This is a genomic window from Pseudanabaena sp. SR411 (genome assembly GCF_002251945.1).
GTDB lineage: Bacteria > Cyanobacteriota > Cyanobacteriia > Pseudanabaenales > Pseudanabaenaceae > Pseudanabaena.
This window is the reverse complement of sequence record NZ_NDHW01000101.1, coordinates 20,808-43,312: the sequence shown is the minus strand read 5'-3', so window position 1 is coordinate 43,312 and position 22,505 is coordinate 20,808. Positions and strand designations below refer to the sequence as shown.

Sequence of the window (22,505 nt, the reverse complement as noted above, 5' to 3'; positions counted from 1 at the left end):
AAAGCTAATAAAATATTGACGAAAATCAAAAAAAGTAAGACTGTGACATATAAAGTTGGACTTCTCGGATTAGGAACGGTTGGTACAGGTGTTGCCAAAATTTTCCAAGACCCTGCGGGTCGCCATCCCCTGCTACCTGATATCGAAATCGCGCGGGTGGGTGTGCGATCGCTAGCCAAGCAGCGTGATGTGGCGATCGCTTCCACCATTGTCACAGATAATTTGGCTGCGATAGTTAGTGATCCTGAGATCGATATTGTGGTTGAGGTTATTGGCGGAATTGAGCCAGCCAAAAGTTTGATTTTAAAAGCGATCGCCAATGGCAAACACATTGTTACCGCTAATAAGGCTGTAATTGCCAGACATGGCAATGAAATTTTTACCGCCGCCAAACAAAAAGGCGTATATGTAATGCTAGAAGCCGCCGCCTGTGGTGGTATTCCTGTGATTCAGGCTCTTAAACAAAGTCTAGGTGGTAATCGCATTAGTGAATTGACAGGAATTGTCAATGGCACAACTAATTACATTCTTAGCCGTATGTATTTTGAGGGTGCTGATTTTGACGCAACCCTTGCTGAAGCTCAACAATTAGGCTATGCAGAAGCTGATCCCACAGCCGATGTCGATGGCTATGATGCTGCCGATAAGATGGCGATTTTGGCAAGTCTTGCCTTTGGCGATCGCGTCAAACTTGAGGACATTTATCGAGAGGGGATTCGCTCGATCACCAGTGCTGATATTGGATATGCCAAAGAGTTAGGCTTTACAATCAAGCTCTTAGGAATTGCGCGGCGTACCGATAGCAAAAATGACATTAATTTGGAAATTCGAGTACATCCGACCCTGATCCCGATTCAACACCCCCTTGCGAATATTCATGGTGTCACTAATGCCGTTCGCATTGAAGGCGATCCCATTGGTGAAGTTGTTTTTTCAGGGCCTGGGGCAGGTGCAGGCGCAACCGCTAGTGCTGTAGTTGCCGACATTATCAATGTTGTGGCAGCCTTGAAATCTATGCCCAATCAAGTAAATCAATTAATGGGTTGCTCCCATGAACATTACGCTAAAATAGCCCCCATTGAAAACACCGTAACCCAGTTCTATGCGCGACTGCTAACCCATGATAAACCTGGAGTTATCGGCGATCTGGGTACTGCTTTTGGCAAACACTGCGTGAGCTTGAATGCAATTTTACAAAAAAATACAAGTCATGATGGGCTAGCTGAAATTGTGGTAGTAACGCAAAGAGTGAGCGAGTACAACTTCCAACAGGCGATCGCCACTATCCGCGAGTTAAATACTTTGCATAGTATTCCAACAGTGCTGCGAGTTTTGTGAATATAACAAGCTTGAAAATAGCTGTTAACTCTGAGAGGGAAAATTCGACGTATCTGCCGCATTTTCCTTTTCAGAATCTACAAAATCAGAACTTGCTTTAGAAAATCGTTTGCTAATAAACCAGCGAAATGCCCTCAGAAAATCTACGCTAGAGGAAAGTAAGCGTCTTTTCCCAAACTTACTATACCCAGAGTAGCGAGGAAACCACGGTGTAGGAACCTCGGCAATGTGGTAGCCAAATCCAGCTAAAACTGCTAGCAAATAACGGTGAGTAATGACATCCATAGGAAGAACCGCAACTAATTCTCTTGGTACGAGTTTAATCCAGTTCATATCATGAATTTTTAAGCCAAAGAGCAGACGGCAAGTTGTATTTGCCACATTAGAAGCTAGTTTTTTGCCATCTCCACGATTTTGTCTCCACCCTGCGACTGCATGTACTTCCTTGGTACAAGCTCCTAACAATATAGGGATATCCAACTCAGGATTAGACTCCAAATCTGCTTGACCCCAAAAAATCCAATCGCTAGTGGTATTGGCGATCGCCGTTTTCCATACATGTGTTACTCCAAGTCTTTGAGGATGAGTAATTACCGTCAAAAAGTCATATTTTTGCTGCAACTGTACTAAGATTCGGGGACTCTCATCAGTACTTCCATCATCAATGAGAATTACAGGTAAAGTAAATCCAAGACTGAGAAATGCTTTCTCTATTAAATGAAGAAGTCTTTCAAGGTTTCCTTCTTCATTTAGAGCAGGGATGACAATAGTTACAGAACGACTTTCTAAGGGGAGTTGTTGAGGCAGATTTGCTGCAAGCACAGAAGATCCTGACATAAAATTAGAAACCTATGAATGTTCTAGTTTTGAAAAGCGCAATTTATATTATTTATTCACTCTTTTCCATAAAATACTTTTAAAATAATATGAATCTCTGCGTATTTTAGCTTAGACAAGTTCTTCTCAGGAGATTCAGATAAACTTTTAAATGAATTTACTCAAACTTAGATTTGGCAAGCAACTTTTTAAAATAATATTTCAAGTACTTTTCTAATGTCTATTGATGATCTTCGTGACAAGCATATTCTTGTAATCTCCTCTGTTTACCCCACAACATCTGATGGTAATCATGGCGCTTTTATCCGCGAAGCCGTTTTGCAAATGCGATCGCTCGGAATCAACTTTACAATTTTTGCCCCAGCTTATGAAGGCTCACAGACGCACAACTTAGATAATATTGAAGTTTATCGGTTTCGCTACTTTTTTAAACGTTTTGAAAATCTAGTTCGCGATGGCGCACCAACAAAACTACAAAAGCAGCCTTTATACATATTGGTGGCTCTTTTGTATATTTTGCTTGGGACCTGGCAATTGTTTTGGTTATGTAAGAAACAAAAGCCTGACTTACTCCATGTTAATTGGCCATTTCCCCATGGGCTGATGGCTTATCCTGTAAACAAACTACTTGGTATTCCTATGCTTTTTAGCTTTCATGGAGCAGAGCTTCTATTAGCTAAAAAATTTAACTTTGTTGGGTCAATCTTGCGCTGGCAAATACCAATGGCTAAGGGTGTAACAGCCAATTCTTCATTTACACAAGCACTGATTCAAAAGCTATACAGTGGAGAAGTGACAGTTATCCCCTATGGTTTAACGATTGAGCCAAAACATCCTGTCCCAAGAAAGCCTGAAGAAGATATTAAGCTTTTATTTGTAGGCAGATTGGACGAACGTAAGGGACTACGTTACTTACTAGAGGCTTTACCATTAGTTCTTAGTAAATATTCAGTAAGGTTACGCATTGTTGGCAAGGGGATTTTGGAAGATGAAATCAAGGCTCAATGTCGGGAACTCAAACTAGAGAAAGTAGTCGATTTCTTGGGGTTTGTTAGCAAAGAAGAACTAGCCTATGAGTATGCCTCTTGCGACATTTTTGTTTTGCCAGCTATTGTTGATAGCAAAGGAGATACTGAAGGGTTAGGGATTGTGATGATTGAGGCTTTAGCCCATGAAAAACCTGTAATTGCTAGTGCCGTTGGCGGTATTGTCGATGTTATTCAGTCTGGTGTTACAGGGATTTTAGTAAAAGAAAAAGATCCTCAAGCACTCTTTGAAGCAATTATTGATCTGATAGCTGATCCCATTCGAGCTAAAGAACTAGGTCAGCGAGGGCTAAAAGATATTCAAGTCCGTTTTGGTTGGTCACATCTTGTTTTGTTGTGGCAGGATGTATTTACAAAAGCTTTGACTTAAGCATAATTTTAGATAATTACAAAAACTAGATTCTACTAATCTGTGTAATATGGCTGTACCCCGTCCATTTTCTCGTCTTGTATTGGTGCTTCTAGTCGTTGTTCCCCTAGGAATAATCGGCGTTCTAGCAGTCACTATTTTGTTGCCAACCCTGCGAAATCCTGAGTCTCGAAGCTATTCGTCTGATATTGGTTACCCAGCCCAGCAAAGAAAAGCAGGCAAACCGATCAAGGTAGAGACAGCCGTGGTAAGTCAGCAACCTATTGACGACTCAGTTGCTGCACCTGGTGAGTCAGTCGCCTTACAAGAAGTTGCGCTTCAGCCATTAGTGTCGGGATCTGTTGCAAAAGTATATGTACAAGAAGGCGATCGCGTAACTAAAGGTCAGCCATTAATTGAGCTAAATAAAGAACTTTTTGAAAACGCAGTTGAGACTGCTCGTAATAATATTGCCATCTCTGAAGTTGGGTTGCAAATCATTGAGCAAACAACTAATGATCAGCTATCTTCTTTGGAGGCAAATGTTGAAAGTCTTAAGGGTAGAGTCGCTATTTTTGATGCTAAGCTTAATCAATCAGAGATTCTTGTTAAAGAAGGAGCGCTCTCAAGGTTTCAACTAGCAGATACTGAAGACTTATATCTAATCCGTAAACGCGATCTCTACACTGCTGAGAGAGAACTAGATCGTACTCGTAATGATCTCGCACGTCAGGCTGAAAGTCTGGAATTTAAGCTAAAGAACGATCAAATAGCCTTACAAAATGCCCTTGCAAATTTAGAGCGCACCGTAATTTATGCTCCAAACAATGGACTAGTTAGCCGACTAAATATTAGTGCTGGTGAGGTTGCTAACCTAAATGCCAGGCTATTGACCTTAAGCCAAGATATCGTCTTTAAGGCATATATCGATCAAGCTCGGCTCGACACAGTTAAAGTCGGCGATATAGCGACGGTTAGATTTGTCGCCTACCCCGGTAAAACTTATACAGGGCAAGTAATCCGACTTAATCCCACCGTTGAAACTAATCCTACCCCCGGTAAAGCTGGAGTTAATCGACAATTTACTTATTCTGTATGGATTAGAGTCCAAGATTTGGAAATGGCTCCGGGTTTACAAGGGTATGTGCAGTTTGATCAAGGTAGAACAAGTATGGTAGTTCCCGAAAGTGCTGTAATCCATCTGTCTGCGGGTGAAGGTATGGTCATGCTTGCCGAGTCAGGTAAAGCGGTTGTCAGAAAAGTTAAATTAGGTCGAACTTTCGATAGTCAACGAGAAGTTCTAGATGGATTAGCCTTAGGCGATCGCGTTGTGCTTTCCCCTAGCCCCCTAAATCCTGGAGATAAGCTAGAGACTTCACTTTAGTTTTGAGCGATACAAAAATTTTTTTGCAGGTTAGTTTAAGGATAAGCAAATGTTAAAAGTTATCAATGAGGAGGTCTGTAAAGATCCTGAAAATCTAAATAATCAATTTTTGAATGCAATTCCATTTCCCCATATTGTCATAGACAATTTTTTGCATGAGGATTTGGCAGAAAGAATATTGCAAGACTTCCCAGCATTGTCCCTTATGCATTCTTCTCATCACTATTTGTTTAATCAAAAGTACGAGTTGTCTTTTTGGTCTCAAGTATCTGATTTGTTCTCGGAATTGCATCAAGATTTACTCTCTGATCAATTTAGGGAATTTATTAGCCAAGTTTCTGGCAAGCAAGTATTTATGGATGCCGATTATTGTGGTGAATTGCATCAAGGGCGTGATGGCGGATTTTTAGACATGCATGTTGATTTCAATTTGCATCCAAAAAATGAAACTTGGATACATGAGCTGACTCTCTTAATTTATCTCAATAAAGATTGGCAAGACCATTATGGTGGTCAGTTGCTGATGCAAAATCACGATAATCCCAAAGTATATGAAGTTGCTCCAGTATTTAATCGTTGCACGATTATCCGTTCTGATGAGACAACATTTCACGGTTATCGGCGGTTAAATTTGCCTGAGAATATAACTCGGAAATCAATTTTAGTAAATTTCTATAGAGAAGTTACACCCGAACAAATTCCTACACGCCGCCCAACTGTTTGGGCGACCAAGGAAGTTTCTCCTCTAAAAGCTTTACTTGCTAAGATTTATAACCCAATCAGTTCACTTAAACACCAAGTATTTGGTCTAACGACTGCTGGTGATCGTGAAGAAGCTAAAAAAATCAAGAAACAGCTTAAAAAAGATCTTAATATAAAATAAAAGAAAAGCCTTGCATATTTTGATGCTAACAACTTGTCTTGTAATCAAAAAAGTAGGTAAAAATGTTAACAGTTGTCAATCCTGATGTCTGTAAAGAAACTGAAAAGCTATCCCATCAGTTCCTAAATGCAACTCCATTTCCCTATATTGTCATTGATAATTTTTTGCATGAAGATTTGGCAGAGGAGTTACTTGCACAATTCCCAGACATCTCCCTTATGCATCGTTCTCATCATTACTTATTTACCCAAAAGCATGAATTATCATTTTGGGCTAAAACGTCAGATTTATTCTCAAACCTGCATCAAGACTTACTGTCTGACGAGTTTAGGCTATTTATTAGCCAAGTTTCAGGGAAACAAGTATTCATGGACTTTGACTATTGTGGCGAGCTTCACCAAGGAACTAATGGTAGCTTTTTAGATATGCATCTTGATTTTAATTTGCATCCTACCCATGACAATTGGGTTCATGAGCTAACTCTTTTAATTTATCTCAACAAAGATTGGCAAGATGGTTATGGTGGTCAATTACAGTTGCAACATCAAGAGACTTCAAAAATTTATGAGGTTGCCCCTATATTTAATCGCTGTGCAATCATCCGTTGTTGTGATGAGGATACGTTTCATGGCTATCGACAGCTCAAACTGCCAGATAATGTCACTCGCAAATCAATTTTAGTGAACTTTTATCGAGAGGTTGCACCAGAGGAATCACCACCTCGAAGACCCACTATTTGGGCAACCAAAAAAGTTTCTCCACTAAAAGCTTTTTTAGCAAAGATCTACAATCCAATTAGTACGCTTAAACATCGGTTGTTTGGGCTAACTACAGCAGGCGATCGCCATGAGGCTGAGAAAATTAGAGCCCGTAATCAAAACAAGTAATTAGAAATAGTTAGAGATTGTTATGAGTTAAATTTGTATGCCCATGAAAATTGTATTGCGATTACTAAATTGGGCTTCGTCTCAAGTAAATAGACAAAGAATTATTCTTCTTGTTGGTTCTCTTGCATTAATCTTGAGTACTCGATCGGTATGGTATGTTTTGCCACCAGATACTTTAGAAGCTTTTGGAGTCAGTCTTGCGATCGCTAATTACTACAGAATAATACCATTTTTATGTGGGTTGCTAGGTCTAACTTTTATGGTTTGGGAAGTTAGAGGTCAAGCTCTACGCTTACTTTTTTGGAGTGGGTTACTTATAGTTTTACTCTTTCCCTGTTTTCAAGTTACTTGGAACCCTGTAACTACATTCTTAGCGAATAATTATTATAGTCAGAACGCTAGAGTTGATCGTCACGTAGAAAGAAATTTCTCAGAAATACAAGCACAATGGAAACAAAATATAGTCTTAGATGAGCCAGATATACCAGAGCCTAGCTTAAATGCTTTAATCAAAAATAGTGGCTTTTTACAATTTTCTTCAATAGAAAGATTTATTACTAATATTCTTGGCTATAATGTCAACTTTTTTGCATATATTAGCCTGAATTGGGCGATCGCAATTCTGGGATTTTCAATCTATTTATTTGGATTATATTTAGATAAAAACCAAAGAGCCTTAGAGCTATTTGGAAGGGATATGAAAAACTTACTACCTTGGATATTAGTAGGGTTTATCTTTCTATCTATATCAATACTATTACCAAATATTATTCATTACCATTTAAATACATCCTACGCTAAAGGAGATTATCGCTTTGTCCAGAGCATGAGCAAAACCTTAGCAACTTTATATCCTCCTTTGCAAGGTGATAATTTCTTTTGGGAGCGTCTTGGAAAAGCAGGATATTATCACGATCAGCCAGACAACTCTTTAGTTGAACTGGTAAAAGGCTTAGAAAGCTATCGCCGAAAAGATTGGGTTAATGCTGAAACTCATTTTCAAGAATCACTAATCCTCCAACCGAAAAATTTTTTAGTCAGGGGATATCTTGCTTCAGCAATTTTAAATCAGGGTATTAGTGAGTTTAACGATCTAAGTAATCGCAATACAGCAACTGCTGCTAATTCGTTTGAAAGAGTTTTAACGGTCTTTCCAAATCATACGGAAGCTCTTTATGACTTGATGTTAGCTAAAGCTGTTGGTGGTGAGTTTGACAAGTCTGCGGATACTGCATTAAAGATTATTGAAAATCAAAAATATGCACAACGTCCACGTTCAGCATTATTAGGACAAGCATATTTACATCTTGCTTGGAAAGGCTTTAAAGATAAAGACTATCAAAACGCTTGGCTACGCTATCGTCAATCAGTTGATGATAGCGCATGGAAAATTGTTATTGAGGAAGAGGAATGAAACGATTTGGTCATTCTCTGTTGGCTTTAGCTTTAGTTCTAACTCTTGGTTGTTTGCTAGGAATGTTAGGCTTTGCGATATGGGACAAACCACCCACCCCCTTAACTCCAGTTCCATGGTCTTCTACAGCACAGTGGATCGGATCGCCGCAACCAAGTTACCGTCTCTATGCTCGTTATACTTTTAATCTTACAAACAAAGCTCAGGCTGCATGGTTGAGACTTAGTGCAGACAATAGCTTTATTCTTTACGTTAATGGGACACAACTTGGGCGGCAATTAGCGACAACAAATAGTTCTTTATCTTTTGCCAGTCGGAATACTTTAGCTAATCAAAATATTAATGATAGTGAACCCTATGATGTTCGCCTTGAAAATCGATTTATTGGATATCATAAACACTGGAAACAAACATTTTATGTTGATATAGCTAAGGTTTTGAATGTTGGTGAAAATGTAATTGCCTTAGAAGTTCAAAAGCATAGACAAGATGTGCGTGTGGTAGTTGAAGGATATGTTTATCCTTTGAAAGGGGCGAAACCAATAAGTATTACAACTGGAGAATCGGATTGGAAAGTAGCTACACTTGCAGAAAATAGCCAGAGCATTCCTTGGTTTGAGACAGGATTTACTGATAAAAACTGGGTAACTGCGAAGTTAGCAGGGGCAATCAAAGAAAAAACTTTTAGTAGATTGAGTCAAAATATTTATGATCGCTTTTTAGAAGGATCTTGGATTACTGGCACTGAGAGCAACAAGGAAGAACTCTGGTTGCAAAAAACTTGGGATATTGATCAATCTCAAGGAACTCAAGAACGGGCTTTCATTCGATTTGCTGGAGATGGGGAATATTCCTTGTTGATCAATGGTCAGATGGTAAGTGCATATGAGAGTGATGATAATAGAAGACTGCACCTATTTGAAGTTACCAATTTGCTAAGAAGTGGTCAAAATATTTTAAGTGTAAGAGCTGCTAGATCTCTAACTATTAATTCAGATGATTCTAAGAGAATTCCTTTGGGATTTTTCTTGGATGGCTGGCGAGAGACTATGAATGGTGAAATTATTAATCAGATTGCTACTGATTCAAGTTGGCAAACATCTTCAAATCCAAATTTTGATGAATCTTCTCCTAGCGCGATCGCCTATAGGCTGCCAGATCCTCAAGAATTTAATCGCCAATTTGAGGGTAATGCTTACTTATTAAACTATCCAGACTTTTTATTACATAATATTTTTTGGCAGTCATTAGGTGTGGGAGCAGCTATTGCTAATGCTTTGTTAATCGGACGATTGGGCTTTTTTACTTCTGGCGTTTGGAACTCATTAACTGCTGGTGCAGGAGTAATGTTGCCAGGGACATTATTCTTAATAGGGATGGGATTACTTAAACACCGCTATGCAGAGTCGGAAATGGGCTTATTATTTGCCCAGCCTTTTACCAATATATTGATATTGTTTGGATTTATTGGGATTCAAGTTATCACCTTATTAGGTTCCCTTTTGTATAATTCACAATACGCATATAGCCCCAAGGTTAAGGAATCATTGATAGATGAACAGAAAGTGCATTCTTGGTCATCAAATTGGACTTGCTTACTCACGAATCTGCAATTATCTAGTTGGGGACAATGGATATTGCTGACGATGATTGTTGCCATTGGTTTTGGCTTAAGGGCTTATGACTTAGCATCAACATCAAGAGACTCCGATGAAAATACTTCCCTTGATGCAATTAGAGGAATTCTCAATACAGGTGCACCCGTCGCTACTTCAGGTATTTGGTATACTCGCGGACCACTGTATCACTACTCTGTTGCACTTTGGCTGAAAATATTTGGCTTCTCCTCTGAAAATGCCAGATTTACATCCGTTATTTTTGGAACAATCACTCTAGTTATCGTATTTTTACTGGCGCGTAAGTTTACTGGCAAAATATGGCTAGCTCTATTAGTTACGGCAATTTTAGCGATCGATCCATGGGAATTAGCAATTTCGCGTAATACTCGATTCTACCAGTTCTTGCAAATGAATGTGATGTTTGCTTTCTGGTTTTTTACTAAGGGATTTATTTTTAGAGAAGGTAAAACCTATCAACATTTATTCTTTATTTCCACAATGGCTTTTTTACTTAGCCAAGAAGGATATTTGACACTTTTGCCTTGTTTCCTAATTGGATTTCTCTGCTTTTATAGACCATTCTCTCTCAAGAAAGATTGGTCTATTGTTTTGAGTAGTGCCATGGTATTAATAATATTTGGCTTTAATGGTATCTTTTTTCTAATTCGTTGCTTAACGCCACCTGTAGGTATATCAAGTGGCTCATCGGTACAGGTCAAACTCCAGTTAGGAGATATTACTGGATTTGCGGAAGGCTTGCTAGTAGGTAACAGCAGAATTAATGTTATCTATAGTCTGTTTTTTTTCTTGGGGTTTGTTTATTTTCTAATTAAAAGAAATACTAAATTAATCTTTCTATTTAGTAGTATCTGCCTTTTTCTATTGTCAATTACAATTTTGGTAGTTCAAATTTCTCCCCGTTATACTTTTGCAATTTATCCACTTTTTGTGACTTTATCTGTTTACAGTGCATTTTGTATTTTAGGAAGCCTAGGGAGAATGCTCGAGAAAGGAATTAGCAACTTATTACCGTTGAGAGTGATCGCCTTGGCTTGCGTCGCTCTGATATTCATGGGTAATCTAGAACCGAGCAGGGTACTAGCAGGCTATCAAGATGCACTAGCGAGACAAAACCCTGAATTGTTTGACTATGTCAAGCAAAACTTACAACCAGATGATGTTGTAATTGCCAACTTACCTGCTGCTGCCGCTGTTTCACTTGGTAAGCTGGATTACTTTTTACCATCTCAAGGTATTTTGAGCCTCGATGGTTTTTACTTAAAACAAGGCCGAATGATTGATCGCTGGGCAGGTGGTAAGGTAGTCAATAGTGTCGATCAATTTTCTGAAATATTAAACCAGTCAAATCGCATTTGGATTCAGCTAGATGACAATCCACAACCTAAAGAGCCAAATCAAAAGCAACTCTATGACTATGTGCGATCGCTAGGAAAATCCGTATTTGAACCCTATGGAGTTCGGCTACGGTTGTGGCAAAAAGCCGATGGTTTGCTCCCAAGAGAGACAAATGCAGGGAAAGACTTAGGAAATTATTGAATTTTACCCAACTTTTAAAGCTGTTAGAAGCTATCTATGAAAGATAAGTTACCAATATTATTCAAGGCAACGGTTAGTTTCGCGATACTAGCCTTTATTTTTACTCGCATTGATCTTAACCAAATTGCAACCCGTCTACAATATCTATCCTTACCTTTTATAATTTTTGCTTTGCTCTTTTATACTGGTTGTCAATGGCTGAGTTGTCTGAGATGGCAAGTTGTACTCAAATCTGCGGGTTACCACATACCAATTCCCTATTTACTGAGCAGTTATTTTGCGGGGATGTTTGTCAGCATTTTTTTACCGAGTTCAGTTGGAGGAGATTTTTATCGTGTTTATCGGATTACTAAAGTGATCGATGCTCCAGAAACAGCGTTTGCGTCGGTTTTTTTGGAAAGATTTACAGGGTTAGCAGCCGTTTTTGCCCTTGCTCTTGTGGGTATACCACCAGCACTTAAAATTATTGGCAGTTGGGATATTGTTTTGCTCTTCCTTGTCTGTGCTTGTGTCATTTGGGGGGGATTTCTTTTGATTGCTAGTCCTTTGCTGCTGAGTTGGAGCAGACCTTGGCTAAAGAAAATAAGGCTGGGAGGTCTATGCGATCGCCTTGACAAAGTTCAGCTTATCGTTATTCAATACCTCAAACATCGACAATCACTAGGGCTTGCGATCGCGCTTTCCTTTGTTGTCCAGCTATCAATAATTTTTTATCAATATTTACTTGCTCAACAATTAAAAATTCCTATTTCCTATTTGGAGCTTTTAGTGTTTACCCCCATATCTATAGTTGTGACCTTGATGCCGATTTCCTTGGGCGGTTTAGGCATTCAAGAAGGTTTATGGGCTTATTTATTTACTAGAATTGGATTAACTGCTGAACAAGCTGTACTCTTATCTCTTACTTTTACAATACTTGGTTGGGTTCTTGCGCTTCCTGGAGCCATAATTTTGCTACTAGATTCCCAAGGCTTAAAAAACACAAAATAATTAGGATGAAAATTGATGAGCCTAAGATACTTATTAGCGACAACCGCAGTATGCACAGCTTTTACCTTCTCTGGGTATTTAGGCTGTTCTACTACAGGAAATATTCCATTAGCTGAGGCACAAACTCCTGTGGGTTCTCAATGGAATGTTCTTAGCAAAATTGATCCCAATTTTCTAGGATTTTTGGTGAAAGCCGTTGTCATTGATCAACAAAGTGGAGCAATTGGACGTAACAAACAAGGATTTATGTCTGTTGGGTTTCAACGTTATTCTAGTAGATTTATTACTCACGGCATTTTAACTAAAAACGTTGCTATGGTGGACATTGGGCTCAAAAGTATTGAATATCCACTTCCTTTTCAGCAAAATGATGGTAGTTTTCAAGACTTTGAACCCAACACCAAAGGCAAAAGTTCGCCAACAAGTGTCGCATTCTATTTGAATGACGTTGGTCACAGTTTGGTCCTTTGTCAAAAATCTCGATGGTTTCAAGAGAGTAAAGAAACTGATTATCTGCGTAAAAGGATCAATCAGCTCCAGCCCAAAATTTCTACCTCTCTAACTTGGCTTATGACCAAAGAAGCTGAATTAATTAAAGGTGATGGCAATGGTAGGGCAACTAATCGACTATGGAAGAATGCTATTGCCTACTATTTAACTGGAAGAGCGCTTGATCGCAAGGATGCTGTGCACTTAGGAGATAAGTTTGCACTATTGTCCTTGCAACAACAAAATTCAGCAGGAGCATTTCTAGAAAAGAATGGCTTTGATAGTAGCTATCAAAGCGTCTCTTTACAAGAAGCATTGCTGTACTATACTAATCTGAGTTCTCAGGCTAGCCAGAGAACTATGGTGTGGGATGCAGTTAATCGTGCCGTTAAGTTAGAGTTAGCCTCCATTGCTCCAAACGGTGAGATTATCACGAAAGGAAATACAAGAGTTTTTGTAGGTGGGGAAACTTACTTTGATAAGGAGAAAAGTGTGGATTACTTAGCTTTACTTCAAGGGTTGGCGTACTATCATCAACTAACACAAGATCCAGCTATTAAGAATGCAATGGATCGAGTATATACTTTCTACTCAAAAAAATGAATTCCATGTCAATCCCCCTAATACTTTACTACAATCCTTACATATGGCAATCCTACTTTTTCAAAGATTACCCCTTAGATATCTTCTACAAATCAAAATATCTACAAATGATAAATGATTTAGGACTGCCATATAAAGCTATTTGAATTAAGGAGAAAATCTATGAGTAACCCATGTGTATCAGTTATAGTCCCTACCTACAATTCTGCAATTTATTTGGAAGAATGTTTAAAGTCTATTATTGCTCAATCCTACAAGAACACTGAACTAATCGTCGTAGACAATAGCTCACAAGATAATACACAGATGATCGCCAAGAAATATACTGATTTGGTCTATGTCAAGGGTCATGAAAGAAGTGCTCAGAGAAACTTCGGTGTTGCCCAGTCTAAGGGTGAATATATTCTGATCATTGATAGTGATATGGTGTTAACAGAGGGGGTTGTACAAGCCTGCGTTGATACCATTCGTGGAGACTCCAAGCTAAAGGCTTTGATTATTCCCGAAGAATCCTTTGGAGAAGGCGTTTGGGTTCAATGTAAAAAATTAGAAAGATCATTTTATAGTGGAATTGACTGGCAAGAGGCTTCAAGGTTTTTCGATAGACAGACATATCTTGAAGTAGGTGGATATGATGAGTCCATTACAGGTCCTGAGGACTATGATCTTCCCAACCGCATTGAATCAAAATATGGTTCTGAGTGCATTGGTAGAGTCAAAGCATTGATTTACCATAATGAGCGCAATCTGAATTTGATTGCATATTGTCGCAAGAAATTCTACTACGCAAAGACTTTAGATCTGTATATTCGTAAAGATGAAAATAAGGATCGGTTACATAAACAAACTTCAATCCTTCGTAGGTATGGTGTGTTTTTTGCCAAACCTGCCAAGCTTTTCAAGAATCCTCTTTTGGGAATTGTCATGTTGTTTATGAAAACCTGTGAGTTTGCTGCTGGAGCTTCAGGTTATGTAATCGGTAAATTTTCGCCTAAGTAATCTTTTCTAAAACTTTACCTGTGAGCGATCGCCCCATATAATTGCTGTTTCTGGATTGAGAAGCGATCGCATTATTTGTAACTATCCACTCTAAGCTTGGATCGAAAAGAGTTGTGAGTTTGGGTTGTGCCAGTCCTAACGTTTTTGCTGGGTTAACGCTAAGGGCTTGCCAAAGCTCACTAGCAGTTAGTAATTCTGTTACTACTAAGTTTTGCCAGAGGACGGGGAGGGCAAACTCTAAGCCGATCGCACCTACGGGTGCAACTTCAAAAGGTACAACTTTTTCTTCGTAAGCACGGGGAGTATGATCGATCGCAATGCTATCGATGGCTCCTGATTTGATACCTGCAATTAGAGCGAGGCGATCGCTTTCACTGCCGAGAGGTGGCATCAGGCGGAGATTAGGATCATAGGTTGCTAAATCGCGATCGCAGTGACAAAGATGTAACCAAGTGGTACTCGCTGTTACAGGTAATCCATCATTTTTGGCTCGAGCCATTAGTTCTACACTCTGGGCGGTAGAAATCCTCATGAAATGGGTGGGGGCTTTGGTGAGGCGTACTAGCTCAATTAAGGCGGCAAGGGCTGTAGTCTCGGCGGCGGCAGGATAGCCAGTCATGCCGTATTGGATCGACCATCTACCTTCACGAATTACGCCACTATCTGCTAGGTCAGAGTTTTTGGGAAATAGGGCAATTGGTTTACCGAGTGGTCTGATATATTCCATTGCACGACGTACAAGCAGTAAATTGCTAATTGCTTTGCCATCAGTAAAGCCAATTACGGAATCAGCTAGCTCAGCCATGTCGGTGAGTTGTTTACCTTCTAGCCCTTTGGTGATTGCACCCCAAGGTTGCAGAGTATTTCCATGTTTTTGCTGCACATTGCGCCAAAACTCTAGAGCGGCAATATCATCGATAGCAGGTTGGGTATTGGGCAAAATGCCAACGGTGGTAAATCCGCCATTTTTTGCTGCTTGTACTAGTTCCGATATCGTTTCGGTAGATTCATGCCCAGGCTCGCAGCTAGTGCTGTAAAGATCAATTAGCCCTGTTCCTAGGACGACACCTGAACGCGGATCAATGTTGATGTTCTCAGGAATTTGGGATGGCTCAAAGTTGAGATGAATTTGGCGATCGCTATCAACAAAAACATCGGCAAAAGTGTCAGAAATATTTGATGATGAGGATGTATCAAGAATGCGTACTTGCTTGAAGAGAACTGGGTAAGTTAGGGGATTTTCTAGGGGCATATAAAAAAAAGGAAAAAGGAAAAAAGGAAACTATGGCTTTCTTGCTTTTTCCTTTATAACGGTTTTATTGAACAATATTTAGCGATCGCTGATTTTGGTAATAACTGCGCCATTGCCATTTGCCTTGTGTATCGACTGTGGGTGTGAATACGCGCACATCAAGGGAATTCAAGCCAATTTCTTGGACGACAATTTCGGGATAGCGATCGCCACTGATCTCTTGAAGCCCATAGAGGGCATAGCTGCTCACACTGTCATTAATGTAGGAAAGTGCTCTAGTATGGGTCAAAATTGGTTCTGAAGTCCAATCTCCGCTTGCTGATTTTTGTAACATGACTAACATGCTGTACTCCTGACGCTCAAGGGCAGGACGGGATAGAAACTCTTGCCACACTTGGGAATCAAAGCCTGCGGGACGAATGGGGTTGTCGAGGCGCAAGCCTGCAATGATTTCAGGCTGATTGTCGCCGTCGATATCGGCACATACTAAGGAGGCGATCGCTACTTGTGAGATTGAGGCTTGATTTGCCCCAAGTTTTACAAATAAATTACGCGATTTTTCGAGTACAAGGGGTTGGATTTTGCTGGGGCAGTTAAAAAAGTAGGTGCGATCGCTTGTCATATTAACGCGATCGCTAGCCACAATTGTTAAATTTGGCTGTCGCAAAATCGCAGGATCAAAGCTTTTGGTTGATTGATTTTTCTCATTTTCGGCTGGTGCTTGTACTTTAAAGCTGGCGATCGCTCCAAAAGTATCGGAGCCACGCACCCCACTGACTTGAAACATGCCTAGTGGTTTACCAAACTGGATTAATGAAAAACTGCTACCTAGAGGAATTGATTGAATTACCCGATCTAAACTGCCTAACTGTTCTACTAAGTCGGAAGGGACAATTCCTTCGATCGTCTTACCATCGGGAGAAGCTTGGATAAATAAGAAAATCGGGACAGGTGATTTATCTACTTCCGTTTTTTTGTCATTATTTGGGCTAAAGCAAGCATTAAGACCAATAGCAATTCCTAAGATTAAGAGAGATGTCGATAGAGAGCAGTAAATTTTGTGGCTGAATTGTCTAAATGGCATGATATGCGGGCAGTCTAGAGGTGTCTGTCTCAAAAATATAAGTGTATGCTTTGCACACACTTATATTTTATTGGGATTTATTTTATTTGGATTCCATCACTTCTGCTAAACGTTCAACAGCTAAGGTCAGACGCTCTTGAGGATCAGGTTTGACTTCAGCCGCCGCTTCTTCACGGACTTCTTTACGCTTCATAGCCTCAAAGGAACGAATGATCAAGAAAATCACAAAAGCGATAACTAGAAAATTAATCACTGAGGCAAGAAACACACCATATTTAATGCCATTGATTTGCAGCTTGGCAAGATCTTCAACATTGGCAGCTTTGAGCGCGGGATTCAGGAGCAAAGGAGTGATGATGTCCTCAATCAAAGAAGTGACAATTTTGCCAAAAGCGCCGCCAATAATCACCGCCACGGCTAGATCAATCACATTGCCTTTCAAAATAAAGGTCTGAAAGTCTTTAATAAAACCTCCAGCCGCACGTCTACCATTTTGTAAAGCCATAGAATACTTCTCCTTAAATCCTTAAATAATTAAGTCTGACTATAATGGGACAGCTTTGTACTGCTCATTACAACTCTAAAATAAACAGGTTTTAATTATCAGGCTTTTGATCCCGTTTTACTGATCGTGATTCTTTAATCTCAGTCATAACCCTAAACCAAGGCAAAGCGATCGCTTGGTGGCGATATAACCGATACATCAAATACATACAAAGAGCAAAATAGCCCGAACTTAAGGTTGCTTTGATTAATTCTGAGGTAACTTGCAAAGTTGCACCCTCGGTTGGCACGCCTCCCATTGCGCCATAGGCGATCGCCCAAGTCAACATCAAGGCGATCGCCACTTGGCTAACATCGCGTACTTTGCGACTGCTTCTTTGCCGTACCAAGGCGATCGCCGATGGGATTAGCCCAAATATTGGCATTAAACAAAAAAACATTTCAATGCGCTCTTTGGTCGAATCACGAGATATTTGGTCGGGAGTCTCGATTTGGCGATCGCGCTTAGAATAACGGCTCATAACTTTACCTTTACTTCTGTGACGATGTTACAGCGCTGCTGACTTAAAACCCAGAAAAGTTTTTGAAAGCGGCGCTTCGCGCCGCTTTCAAAAACTTTTCTGGACTACTAAAGCCTCAATAGGCTGTATAGCATATGCAAGCATAGCGGACAGTTCTATAAATGTTATCGCAATGTAAGTTTTGCTGAGGACATAAAACCCAAATAAGTGAAGCGCCACCTTCACTTATTTGGGTTTTGAAATGTTAATAAACTAAAAAACTCTGTGGAATCTACCTCACCATAGGTCAAAATTTATGACGGTCAGTAGTAACCTTAAAAACCGAGAACCCTATAATGTCTGCCCAGTGGGCGGTATAGAATGGGGCTTTGGGTTTTAATTATGATTAGGGTTCTGCAATTCAATAAAGAACCGATTTTTGATGGTGCGGCTTCGCTGCGCCATCAAAAATCGGGTTCCTTATTTTACGGCGAAGCCCTTCGTTACTTACTTCATTAATTTTAAACGGAGCAAATCTTTACTTCGATGGATGCAGCAACGATTCAAACTTTCATTGCAACTAACTTAAACCTGTTGGCTGGAGCAGCATTTAAAGTTATTGCCGCGATCATTCTCTGGTTTATTGGGCGCAAATTAATCGATTTTTCGATCACCATTACCTCTAGTGCGCTTAAAAAACAACGCATTGATCTCACCCTGATCAGCTATTTAACTTCTAGCCTCTCAGTATTACTCAATATCATTCTCGTTGTAGCCCTTCTTGGTTACTTTGGCGTTGAAACTACCTCCTTTGCAGCGCTTTTAGCGGCGGCTGGTATTGCGATCGGTGCAGCATGGAGTGGCTTGTTAGCTAACTTCGCCGCAGGTGTGTTCCTGATTGTTTTGCGCCCCTTTCAAGTAGGCGATTTTATCTGTGCTGGTGGAATTACAGGCACAGTAGTAGAAATTGGCTTATTTGTAACAACCGTCGATACACCTGATAACGTGCGTACATTTGTTGGTAACAACAAACTTTTCTCTGACAATATCCAAAACTTTTCTACTAATCCCTATCGTCGTGTGGATCTTCAAGCACAACTAGATCATTCTGTTAACCATAATGAAGCAGTACGAGTTCTCCAAGAGCGAATCTGCAATATTCCCAATGTAGTTAGCAATCCTGCTCCTGTAATCGAAATTATCGACTTCACTCCCATGGGCCCAGTGCTTGCAGTAAGACCTTTCTGCAACAATACTCACTATTGGCAAGTCTACTTTGACACCAATCGGATCATTCGCGAAAGCTTTAGTGAATCAGGATTTCCTATTCCTCAACAACACTTCCAAATTCGTCAGTCTTAAATCTCAAAAGCCTCGCTAAGCGAGGCTTTAGCCACCTGTATCAGGACAAATCAAAACCCAAATAGTGTGAGGCGGCGCTTCGCGCCGCCTCACACTATTTGGGTTTTATGTCCTAACAAGAATGGCTACAGCTATACAGAGATGCTGAGATCGAAATCTTGATGTCAGCGACGACCAACTTAGCGCGATCGCAACAGAAACAATGAATCATGTACTAATTGGAATATCTGGCGGCATTGCTGCTTATAAAGTTTGTGAGGTGGTTTCGAGTCTAGCCAAACGTGGAATCAAAGTGCGAGTAATCCTGACGCGATCCGCCTCGGAATTTGTGACTCCACTTACCTTTGCGACACTCTCACGACAACCAGCTTATACCGATGCAGACTTTTGGCAACCGAGTAATGGTAGACCCTTGCATATAGAGTTAGCAGAATGGGCAGACGTAATTTTATTAGCACCCATGACCGCAAACACCTTAGCAAAAGTTGCCTATGGAATGGCGGATAACTTACTCACAAATACCTTACTCGCGGCTGAATGCCCAATTCTATTTGCTCCAGCGATGAATACGATGATGTGGTTACAACCCACTGTCCAAGAGAATTGGCATAAAGTTTTGACATTCCCAAAATATACTGCGATCGCACCGACCGATGGAATCCTCGCCTGTGATGCAGTTGGCACTGGACGGATGGCAGAACCAGAAATAATTTTGGAATATCTAGAGTCTTTTCTGTTTACTCAAGGGAAACAAGATCTCCAAGGAAAGAAGATTTTAGTGAATGCAGGCGGAACCAGAGAATTTATCGATCCTGTTCGCTTTATCGGTAATCCCTCCACAGGGAAACAGGGGATAGCGATCGCCAAAGCAGCCCTCCATCGCGGCGCAAAAGTTACCCTTATAACCACCTCTAGTTCTTCTATTCCTCTGGGAGAGGTTTCGCTATCGGTGAGAGCAGTCCGTACTTCCGCAGAAATGCACCAAGCCATGCTCGAAGAATTTCCTAACGCCGATATCACGATCGCGGCGGCGGCTGTTGGTGATGTGCGATCTAAAATGCAAAGCGATCGCAAGTTACCAAAATCGGAAATCCCCTTGAATTTAGAACTCGAATATATTCCTGATATTATTGCCGATCTCACCACTCGTAAACGTCCTGAGCAAATTCTGGTAGGCTTTGCGGCTCAAACTGGAACTGAGGCAGAGGTTTTGGCAGCAGCACAAGAGAAGTTAGCGCGAAAAGGACTGGATGCGATCGTGGCGAATGCTGTCAATACTTCCCTAACAGGGTTTGGTACTGATACTAATCAAGCCATATTTATCCACAAAGAGGGGCATGAGCAAACTACTCCCCTCTGCTCAAAATTAGAACTTGCCCATCGCCTATTCGATTTCCTATAGCAATGTAAGTTTTGCTAATAAAAACCAAAAGATAAGTGGCGGCGCGAAGCGCCGCCACTTATCTTTTGGTTTTTGATTTGTCCTAGCTATCTCTCTAGAGTGGGTGTAAAATGTCTAAGTTTTAGAAAATATTGGGCTTGACATGCTAAAGACTTTCGGTATCATTCGCCAAACCGTAATAGTGACTATTTGTTCATTTACGCTCACAGCAGGTGAATTTGTTCAAGCTCAATCTGACTCTAACCCCATCTTAAAAATTGGTATTGTGCAACGTTTTGGCGAAAGACCGCAAGATAGACTGACCCTCAAGGCAACATCAGGTGGACAACTGACACTTTCTTTCCCCTCGGCTGATGGTACAAGTACCCAAACTATAACAAGCGATCGCGTAGTAATCGAAGTCGCATCACAGCCATTATCGCAACCAATTCTTGAAGAGAAGATCGTTCTGAGTAATCATCGCAGCTTTGAGAATGCGGCGGCGAGTGCCTTCCATTGGGGAGAGAAGGGCGTTCAAACAGAAATGGCTCAACCAAGACGTTGGCAAGTCTGGGCAAAGCGTGATGTCTATGACTCAATGTTATTACGCTATTTGATGTTTTATACCCTACGATCGCAAGGTAATTTAACTGTGCAACTCGATCGCCGTGTATTGCCTCAAAAAGCGATCGCCTCCTTTACCATCGGAGATTTTCGATATAATCGCGATCGCCTTGATGTTAGTAGTAGTACAGGAATTGTGGAAGTTAGCTATCAACGCGAGAATAAAGCTGAAATCAACAATCGTCCCTATGCAGGTACACTCAGATTACAACCCAATGCCCATCAAAATTTTACGCTAGTTAATAACGTTCCCTTAGAAACCTATGTGCGCGGTGTGGTTCCCCATGAAATTGGCTACAACGCGCCCTATGCCGCAGTCCAAGCGCAAGCAGTTTTAGCCCGTACCTATGTTTTGGCAAGTTTGCACCGTTTTAAAGTCGATAACTATGAACTCTGTGCCGATACGCAATGCCAAGTCTATCGAGGTTTAGAAGATACAACGGAAGTAGCTGATCGGGCGATATCTGACACTAGAGGCTTAGTGCTGACCTATAACAATCGCGCGATCGATGCTTTGTATTCCTCAACCACAGGGGGCATTACCGCCAACTACAACGATATTTGGGATGGCACACCCCGCCCCTATTTACAATCAGTACTAGATCTTGCTAAGCGTCCAGAAAATATGCGATCGGCGAATATTAGTGACGATAAGAATTTGAAAGCATTTTTAGAGCGGCAAGAAGGATTTAATGAGGTGGGGTGGAAAAATCTGCGTTGGCGGAGAGTTGGCACGTTAGAAGAATTGCAAACATCTTTGAAAAAGTTTTTACGCTTCTCTGGAGATAATACGACGAACTTTAATGCGATTAAGCAATTACAAGTCACCAAAAGAGCCGCTTCAGGACGAGTGTTAGAGATGGAAGTAACCACTGATACTGGCAAAATCATTGTCAAAAAAGATGAAATCATTGATGCTTTTGATCCACCTGACAGCACGTTTTTTAAGCTAGAGCCAATTTATCAAGATAAGGTATTAACTGGATATGCTTTTACTGGTGGCGGCTTGGGGCATGGTGTGGGCATGAGTCAAACAGGTGCTTACAATTTGGCGCGTATGGGCTGGACTTATGATCGCATTCTCAGTTTCTATTACACAAACGTCCAGCTAGAAAAGCTACGTCCTGAACATTACCAATAAAAAAGAGATAGCACGCATTGCGTGCTATCTCTTTTTTATTGTGGAGAGTTAAATTAAGAGCAAAGCTCTTAATTTAACTCTTTTCAAAATTTAGAAAGGAAATGTCAGGGTGTCTGGGAATAAGCGGTTAGCTTCAATCAATACACCAGCCGTAATGGTCATCCATACAGCAGCTAAAACAGGAGCAGATGATAAGAAACCTTTCAATGGAGTTCTCCTTTTAAATAGTTTTGATAAATTCTCTAAGTGGAAATATGCTGAG

Annotated in this window: 19 protein-coding genes; 13 read left to right on the top strand and 6 right to left on the bottom strand. The window is 40.5% G+C overall.

Going from position 1 to position 22,505, the window contains the following annotated elements:
• Positions 1-42 precede the first annotated feature (42 nt).
• Positions 43-1,338: a homoserine dehydrogenase gene (locus B9G53_RS10085; protein ID WP_094531770.1), complete on the top strand. Its 1,296-nt coding sequence runs from the start codon at positions 43-45 to the stop codon at positions 1,336-1,338.
• A gap of 24 nt (positions 1,339-1,362) precedes the next feature.
• Here the strand turns inward: B9G53_RS10085 and B9G53_RS10080 are convergent, their stop codons facing one another.
• On the bottom strand, positions 1,363-2,175 hold the full coding sequence (locus B9G53_RS10080; protein ID WP_094531756.1) for a glycosyltransferase family 2 protein: 813 nt from the start codon (positions 2,173-2,175) through the stop codon (positions 1,363-1,365).
• Positions 2,176-2,391: 216 nt separating this feature from the next.
• Between B9G53_RS10080 and B9G53_RS10075 the strand changes: the two genes are divergently transcribed.
• The 9 genes from B9G53_RS10075 (at position 2,392) to B9G53_RS10035 (ending at position 14,395) form a co-directional block, all read left to right on the top strand.
• Positions 2,392-3,591, top strand: coding sequence for a glycosyltransferase family 4 protein (locus tag B9G53_RS10075; RefSeq protein ID WP_094531754.1), 1,200 nt, complete (start codon positions 2,392-2,394; stop codon positions 3,589-3,591).
• 49 nt (positions 3,592-3,640) lie between these two features.
• Complete coding sequence (locus tag B9G53_RS10070) at positions 3,641-4,954, top strand: efflux RND transporter periplasmic adaptor subunit (protein ID WP_094531752.1); 1,314 nt, start codon at positions 3,641-3,643, stop codon at positions 4,952-4,954.
• Between the two features lie 49 nt (positions 4,955-5,003).
• Positions 5,004-5,837, top strand: coding sequence for a 2OG-Fe(II) oxygenase (locus tag B9G53_RS10065; protein ID WP_094531750.1), 834 nt, complete (start codon positions 5,004-5,006; stop codon positions 5,835-5,837).
• 62 nt (positions 5,838-5,899) lie between these two features.
• Entirely contained in the window at positions 5,900-6,724 is an 825-nt protein-coding gene (locus tag B9G53_RS10060) for a 2OG-Fe(II) oxygenase (RefSeq protein WP_094531748.1), read from the top strand.
• A 259-nt stretch (positions 6,725-6,983) separates the two neighbouring features.
• Positions 6,984-8,138: a M48 family metallopeptidase gene (locus B9G53_RS10055; protein ID WP_141211755.1), complete on the top strand. Its 1,155-nt coding sequence runs from the start codon at positions 6,984-6,986 to the stop codon at positions 8,136-8,138.
• The gene (locus B9G53_RS10050) at positions 8,135-11,314 is read left to right on the top strand and encodes a glycosyltransferase family 39 protein (protein WP_094531745.1); all 3,180 of its coding nucleotides are present in this window, start codon (positions 8,135-8,137) and stop codon (positions 11,312-11,314) included. The genes B9G53_RS10055 and B9G53_RS10050 overlap by 4 nt, the downstream gene beginning before the upstream one ends.
• 36 nt (positions 11,315-11,350) lie before the next feature.
• A complete protein-coding gene (locus B9G53_RS10045) occupies positions 11,351-12,304 on the top strand; it encodes a lysylphosphatidylglycerol synthase transmembrane domain-containing protein (RefSeq protein ID WP_094531743.1) in 954 nt (317 codons plus the stop codon).
• Between the two features lie 12 nt (positions 12,305-12,316).
• Positions 12,317-13,396, top strand: a complete 1,080-nt coding sequence (locus tag B9G53_RS10040; protein ID WP_141211754.1) for a hypothetical protein — start codon at positions 12,317-12,319, stop codon at positions 13,394-13,396.
• A 162-nt stretch (positions 13,397-13,558) separates the two neighbouring features.
• Complete coding sequence (locus B9G53_RS10035) at positions 13,559-14,395, top strand: glycosyltransferase family 2 protein (protein ID WP_094531739.1); 837 nt, start codon at positions 13,559-13,561, stop codon at positions 14,393-14,395.
• Here B9G53_RS10035 and B9G53_RS10030 read toward each other — a convergent pair.
• The 4 genes from B9G53_RS10030 to B9G53_RS10015 all read right to left on the bottom strand — a co-directional run bounded on the left by B9G53_RS10030 (position 14,388) and on the right by B9G53_RS10015 (position 17,756).
• Entirely contained in the window at positions 14,388-15,647 is a 1,260-nt protein-coding gene (locus B9G53_RS10030) for a dihydroorotase (RefSeq protein WP_094531737.1), read from the bottom strand. The two genes, B9G53_RS10035 and B9G53_RS10030, sit on opposite strands and share 8 nt — an antisense overlap.
• Positions 15,648-15,711: 64 nt before the next feature.
• Entirely contained in the window at positions 15,712-16,731 is a 1,020-nt protein-coding gene (locus tag B9G53_RS10025; RefSeq protein ID WP_094531735.1) for a hypothetical protein, read from the bottom strand.
• A gap of 82 nt (positions 16,732-16,813) precedes the next feature.
• Positions 16,814-17,236, bottom strand: a complete 423-nt coding sequence (gene mscL, locus B9G53_RS10020; protein ID WP_094531733.1) for a large conductance mechanosensitive channel protein MscL — start codon at positions 17,234-17,236, stop codon at positions 16,814-16,816.
• A gap of 91 nt (positions 17,237-17,327) precedes the next feature.
• A complete protein-coding gene (locus B9G53_RS10015; RefSeq protein ID WP_094531731.1) occupies positions 17,328-17,756 on the bottom strand; it encodes a hypothetical protein in 429 nt (142 codons plus the stop codon).
• A gap of 525 nt (positions 17,757-18,281) precedes the next feature.
• Between B9G53_RS10015 and B9G53_RS10010 the strand changes: the two genes are divergently transcribed.
• From B9G53_RS10010 to B9G53_RS10000, 3 genes are all read left to right on the top strand, one after another.
• Positions 18,282-19,097: a mechanosensitive ion channel family protein gene (locus tag B9G53_RS10010; protein WP_094531729.1), complete on the top strand. Its 816-nt coding sequence runs from the start codon at positions 18,282-18,284 to the stop codon at positions 19,095-19,097.
• Positions 19,098-19,299: 202 nt separating this feature from the next.
• Positions 19,300-20,499, top strand: a complete 1,200-nt coding sequence (coaBC, locus tag B9G53_RS10005; RefSeq protein WP_094531727.1) for a bifunctional phosphopantothenoylcysteine decarboxylase/phosphopantothenate--cysteine ligase CoaBC — start codon at positions 19,300-19,302, stop codon at positions 20,497-20,499.
• A gap of 142 nt (positions 20,500-20,641) precedes the next feature.
• Positions 20,642-22,243: a SpoIID/LytB domain-containing protein gene (locus tag B9G53_RS10000; RefSeq protein ID WP_094531725.1), complete on the top strand. Its 1,602-nt coding sequence runs from the start codon at positions 20,642-20,644 to the stop codon at positions 22,241-22,243.
• A 90-nt stretch (positions 22,244-22,333) separates the two neighbouring features.
• Here B9G53_RS10000 and B9G53_RS09995 read toward each other — a convergent pair whose 3' ends face one another.
• On the bottom strand, positions 22,334-22,450 hold the full coding sequence (locus tag B9G53_RS09995; protein ID WP_071590168.1) for a Photosystem I reaction center subunit IX: 117 nt from the start codon (positions 22,448-22,450) through the stop codon (positions 22,334-22,336).
• Positions 22,451-22,505: the final 55 nt, after the last annotated feature.

Bases quoted from the DNA above. Each gene is read 5' to 3' on its own strand.
- B9G53_RS10035 (WP_094531739.1), top strand. From the start codon at position 13,559: ATGAGTAACCCATGTGTATCAGTTATAGTCCCTACCTACAATTCTGCA.
- B9G53_RS10015 (WP_094531731.1), bottom strand. From the start codon at position 17,756: ATGAGCCGTTATTCTAAGCGCGATCGCCAAATCGAGACTCCCGACCAA.
- B9G53_RS10060 (WP_094531748.1), top strand. From the start codon at position 5,900: ATGTTAACAGTTGTCAATCCTGATGTCTGTAAAGAAACTGAAAAGCTA.
- B9G53_RS10000 (WP_094531725.1), top strand. From the start codon at position 20,642: ATGCTAAAGACTTTCGGTATCATTCGCCAAACCGTAATAGTGACTATT.
- B9G53_RS10010 (WP_094531729.1), top strand. From the start codon at position 18,282: ATGGATGCAGCAACGATTCAAACTTTCATTGCAACTAACTTAAACCTG.
- B9G53_RS10045 (WP_094531743.1), top strand. From the start codon at position 11,351: ATGAAAGATAAGTTACCAATATTATTCAAGGCAACGGTTAGTTTCGCG.
- B9G53_RS10050 (WP_094531745.1), top strand. From the start codon at position 8,135: ATGAAACGATTTGGTCATTCTCTGTTGGCTTTAGCTTTAGTTCTAACT.
- B9G53_RS10065 (WP_094531750.1), top strand. From the start codon at position 5,004: ATGTTAAAAGTTATCAATGAGGAGGTCTGTAAAGATCCTGAAAATCTA.
- B9G53_RS10030 (WP_094531737.1), bottom strand. From the start codon at position 15,647: ATGCCCCTAGAAAATCCCCTAACTTACCCAGTTCTCTTCAAGCAAGTA.
- mscL (WP_094531733.1), bottom strand. From the start codon at position 17,236: ATGGCTTTACAAAATGGTAGACGTGCGGCTGGAGGTTTTATTAAAGAC.
- B9G53_RS10025 (WP_094531735.1), bottom strand. From the start codon at position 16,731: ATGCCATTTAGACAATTCAGCCACAAAATTTACTGCTCTCTATCGACA.
- B9G53_RS10070 (WP_094531752.1), top strand. From the start codon at position 3,641: ATGGCTGTACCCCGTCCATTTTCTCGTCTTGTATTGGTGCTTCTAGTC.
- B9G53_RS10075 (WP_094531754.1), top strand. From the start codon at position 2,392: ATGTCTATTGATGATCTTCGTGACAAGCATATTCTTGTAATCTCCTCT.
- B9G53_RS10055 (WP_141211755.1), top strand. From the start codon at position 6,984: ATGGTTTGGGAAGTTAGAGGTCAAGCTCTACGCTTACTTTTTTGGAGT.
- coaBC (WP_094531727.1), top strand. From the start codon at position 19,300: ATGAATCATGTACTAATTGGAATATCTGGCGGCATTGCTGCTTATAAA.
- B9G53_RS10080 (WP_094531756.1), bottom strand. From the start codon at position 2,175: ATGTCAGGATCTTCTGTGCTTGCAGCAAATCTGCCTCAACAACTCCCC.